The sequence below is a fragment of the Bradyrhizobium sp. genome (assembly GCF_049581145.1).
Lineage (GTDB): Bacteria > Pseudomonadota > Alphaproteobacteria > Rhizobiales > Xanthobacteraceae > Bradyrhizobium.
In genome coordinates this window covers 1-2,679 of sequence record NZ_JBAURI010001205.1, presented here as the reverse complement: position 1 = coordinate 2,679, position 2,679 = coordinate 1, and the positions used below count along the sequence as shown (strand labels likewise).

Annotated in this window: 2 protein-coding genes; one reads left to right on the top strand and one right to left on the bottom strand. The window is 57.9% G+C overall.

Translation table 11 applies throughout. From position 1 onward, the window contains the following. Positions 1-118 precede the first annotated feature (118 nt). Positions 119-658 (top strand): DUF2721 domain-containing protein, encoded by a 540-nt coding sequence (locus tag WCB02_RS38420; RefSeq protein ID WP_423967365.1) that lies wholly within the window; start codon positions 119-121, stop codon positions 656-658. A gap of 338 nt (positions 659-996) precedes the next feature. On the opposite strand, the gene WCB02_RS38415 is transcribed toward WCB02_RS38420, so the two are convergent. Then, the gene (locus WCB02_RS38415; protein WP_423967362.1) at positions 997-2,337 is read right to left on the bottom strand and encodes a serine hydrolase domain-containing protein; all 1,341 of its coding nucleotides are present in this window, start codon (positions 2,335-2,337) and stop codon (positions 997-999) included. Positions 2,338-2,679: the final 342 nt, after the last annotated feature.

Sequence of the window (2,679 nt, the reverse complement as noted above, 5' to 3'; positions counted from 1 at the left end):
TTCATTTGCGGTGATCCTGCATATCGCTACGCTTATGCGGGCTACTCGCTTCCGCCGGTCGGAGATTTGCTGCAATCTCAAAGATCGATAGAAGCTCGCCCGCTCCGAAAAGCGAAGGATGTCAATGCCTGGCACAGTTGAAAGCGTGGACAGCGTCGCTCACGTAATCCAGATCGCATTGACACCTGTGTTTCTGCTTTCGGGGATCGCGTCGCTCTTGAGTGTCTTTTCAACACGGCTCGGCCGCGTCGCCGACCGTGTCGACGCCTTGTCGGAAAAGTTGGAAGATGCGGATCCGACCGAGCGGGCGCGGTTTCAGCAGAGACTGACTTATCTGCGGCGGCGCTCCCACGTTCTGGACGCCGCCGTGTTGTTAGGAACCTTGGGCGGGGCCTCGACCTGTCTCGCGGCCCTGTTTTTGTTCGTTGGAACCTTGCGCGAAGAAACTGGAGTTGGCGTTTTATTCGTATCCTTCGGACTCGCGCTGCTGTTCACGGTTGGCGCTCTTGCAACGTTCATGATCGAGATGCTGCTCGCCAGCCGGGGAATACGGGATCGTGTCGCGAAGGCAGATGATGTCTGCGACGCGGCAGCAGAACTACCTGACGGTGACGCGCGTGATTTGGTTGATCCGTCCGTCGAGCCGCCCTCGGTATAGGCGCATACGCCTTTTGGAAAGGCCAGGATCGGCACGATTTCGGGGTCCGCTTGGTAGGGGCACAGCAGACCGGATTAGTAGCGCTGAGCTTTTCGTGAAGGTTTCGGACGCCGGTCGCCGAATATGCCGCGCCGTCACGCCAGCCGCCGGCGTCCGAAACCCCTCACAGCAGCAAGCGTAGCTCGGATGACCGGCGGCGACATCCGGGGACTTTCATCTGCGGTGATCCCACATATCACTCGCCCGTGCGAGTATAACTCGCTCAAATTAAATTCACTGTCACCGTAATGTCTGACCCGAAGCAGGCATCTATCCCGCGGCGATGACCTCACGTTTCGTCATTCGGTCATCTCGCCGTGCAGCTGCGTTTTGAAGCCGTCGGTGTTTTCAAAGTTCACCGTCACTTTCTCGGCGTCGAAGGCCAGCGTCCAGGTCTGGGTTTCACTGTGCCCTAAAATCCGGCGTTCGAGAAAAAACGTGTGCTCGTTGAGCCAGCGTCCCTTGCTGGCGTTGACGCCGTAGGGAGCCGGCGGGCTGTTGCGAAAAGTGCCGTCCAGCCCCATCAGCCCGGAAAATTGCTCGACCGGTCGCTCCGGCTTTCCGGAACTGGTCGTGATCATCCACGAGGGATCGGAATCAAGAAAATTCAGCGAAAACGTCTTCACATGGAGTTCGTTGTCCTCGAGCTTGAAGGTCTTGCCGGAAATCTGCTTTGCCAGTTCCGGACTGCCTCCGAGCGGGCCGGGCCGTTCCGTCGCGGCTTGGTGTATCGCAGCGGCGAGCAGCGACTTGGCGATCGGATCGGCGGGCAAGGGCGCGTCGGATTTGACTGCATCCGAGATGTCGTCGACCAGCCGACGCATTGAATAAAGTTCGTCGTCGCGCAAGATCCCCGTCGTGACGGCGACGATGTCGAGCTTTGGCAGCACGAGGATGGCCTGCGAGTGGCGGCCCAACGCCATGAGGGCCCCCTTTCGAGGCAGCGACCACCACAGATTTGCATAGTGAAATCCGAACGTCGCCGGGACCTTGCCCTGCTTGGACCGCTCGACCCATGATGATGGGATGATCTGCCTTCCGTCCCAGGTGCCCTCGTGAAGGTAGAGATAGCCAATTTTTGCCATGTCGTGAGGGGAGAGGAATAGCCCGGCCTCGCCATCGCTCACCCCCTGGGCGTCGACCTGTCCCCATCGCGCGCTTGTGATGCCGAGCGGTTCGAACAGCTCCTTCTTTGCGAACTCGAACGCGCTTTGCCCGGTCTTCCTGGTGATCAGCGCGGACAGCAGATAGGGATTTCCGCTGTTGTAATAAAACTGGCTGCCGGGGGTGTTCGACATCGGCTGGTTCAGCACGAATTCGGTGCGGTCCGGACTGCGATACATCCGCGTGATGCTCTCGTCCGGCGTATAATTCTGTTCCTTCCAGTCTATCCCCGATGTCATATCGAGCAGATTCTGCACGGTCATCGCACGCTTGTTGTCGTCGACGTTTGCGATCGTCTTTTCTGGAAACAGGTCCAGAACTGGATGATCGACGCTATCCAGCAGACCACGCGCGATCTCGATCGCGGTCAGCGTGCTGACAACGCTTTTTGTGACCGACCTCAGATCGTGGGGGATGCCGGGCATATAGGGGGCGTAGTAGGCCTCAGCCACGATCTGCCCATGCCGGATGATCATGAGGCTGTCTTGTTTGTAGGATCCAACGGTCTCTATCAGTCTGGCAAGGCTGGCTGAATCCATGCCCTGCTCTTCGGGGGTCGAAACCGGCCACGATTTCGTCGGCCATGAAAATTCCTGCGAGTTCTGAACATCCATTGCGCAGGCTGGCGCGACGTATCCGGCAAAGCATGGAAACGCCGCACATAGCGCTGCAATAGTCATATTTCTAAGATGCATTCAAGTCACCCCATCAAGGCCTACTCTGGGTGGTCCAATCCTAGATTGGAAACGTAACTGGATCGAGTCCTGCGAGGGCAAATTGTCGAAATCGATACGTCAACAAGAGGGGTAGACAGATAT